This window comes from Pseudomonas persica (assembly GCF_900291015.1).
In the GTDB taxonomy this organism is placed as follows: domain Bacteria; phylum Pseudomonadota; class Gammaproteobacteria; order Pseudomonadales; family Pseudomonadaceae; genus Aquipseudomonas.
In genome coordinates this window covers 1-1,699 of record NZ_OLKL01000060.1, presented here as the reverse complement: position 1 = coordinate 1,699, position 1,699 = coordinate 1, and the positions used below count along the sequence as shown (strand labels likewise).

The window sequence follows — 1,699 nt, the reverse complement described above, 5'->3', positions numbered from 1 at the left end:
ACCACGATTACCGGTGCGACCGGTGGCAACTTCGAGCAGCTGACGCCGAACCCGACCCCGGCTCAGACCACCATCAATGATTCGGTCGATGTCACCACCGCCACCCTGACCGCTTCGCCAAGCGTCACCGAAGGTGGTGTGATCACCTACACCGTGACCCTGAGCAACCCGGCCCAGACCCCGGTGACCGTGACCCTGTCCAATGGCCAGACCATCACCGTTGAAGCGGGCAAGACCCAGGGCAGTGTCGATTTCGAGACCCCGGCCAACGACGTCTACAACAACGGCTCGACCGTCAGCACCACGATCGAAGTGCGACCGGTGGCAACTTTGAGCAGCTGACGCCGAACCCGACCCCGGCCCAGACCACCATCAACGACTCGGTGGATACTACTACCGCGACCCTGACGGCCACTCCGTCGGTGACCGAAGGTGGCGTGATCACCTACACCGTGACCCTGAGCAACCCGGCCCAGACCCCGGTGACCGTGACCCTGTCCAACGGCCAGACCATTACTGTCGAAGCCGGCAAGACCCAGGGCAGCGTCGACTTCGAGACCCCGGCCAACGACGTCTACAACAACGGCTCGACCGTCAGCGTGAGCATCGAAAGCGCCACCGGTGGTAACTTCGAGCAACTGACGCCGAACCCGACCCCGGCTCAGACCACCATCAATGACTCGGTGGATAACACCACGGCGACCCTGACGGCCACTCCGTCGGTGACCGAAGGTGGTGTGATCACCTACACCGTGACCCTGAGCAATCCGGCCCAGTCGCCGGTGACCGTGACCCTGTCCAACGGCCAGACCATCACCGTTGAGGCGGGCAAGACCCAGGGCAGTGTTGATTTCGAGACCCCGGCCAACGACGTCTACAACAATGGCTCGACCGTCAGCACCACGATTACCGGTGCTACCGGCGGCAACTTCGAGCAACTGACGCCGAACCCGACCCCGGCTCAGACCACCATCAATGATTCGGTCGATGTCACCACCGCCACCCTGACCGCTTCGCCAAGCGTCACCGAAGGCGGTGTGATCACCTACACCGTGACCCTGAGCAACCCGGCCCAGACCCCGGTGACCGTGACCTTGTCCAACGGCCAGACCATCACCGTTGAAGCCGGCAAGACCCAGGGCAGTGTCGACTTCGAGACCCCGGCGAACGACGTCTACAACAACGGCTCGACCGTTAGCGTGAGCATCGAAAGCGCCACTGGTGGTAACTTCGAGCAACTGACGCCGAACCCGACCCCGGCTCAGACCACCATCAATGACTCGGTGGATAACACCACGGCGACCCTGACGGCCACTCCGTCGGTGACCGAAGGTGGTGTGATCACCTACACCGTGACCCTGAGCAATCCGGCCCAGTCGCCGGTGACCGTGACCCTGTCCAACGGCCAGACCATCACCGTTGAGGCGGGCAAGACCCAGGGCAGTGTTGATTTCGAGACCCCGGCCAACGACGTCTACAACAATGGCTCGACCGTCAGCACCACGATTACCGGTGCTACCGGCGGCAACTTCGAGCAACTGACGCCGAACCCGACCCCGGCTCAGACCACCATCAATGATTCGGTCGATGTCACCACCGCCACCCTGACCGCTTCGCCAAGCGTGACGGAAGGTGGCGTGATCACCTACACCGTGACCCTGAGCAACCCGGCGCAGTCGCCGGTGACTGTGACCCTGTC

Annotated in this window: 1 pseudogene; it reads left to right on the top strand. The window is 63.0% G+C overall.

The annotated features are described in order from the left end of the window. Positions 1-1,699, top strand: a pseudogene (locus FQ664_RS25690) (immunoglobulin-like domain-containing protein); the annotation flags it as partial.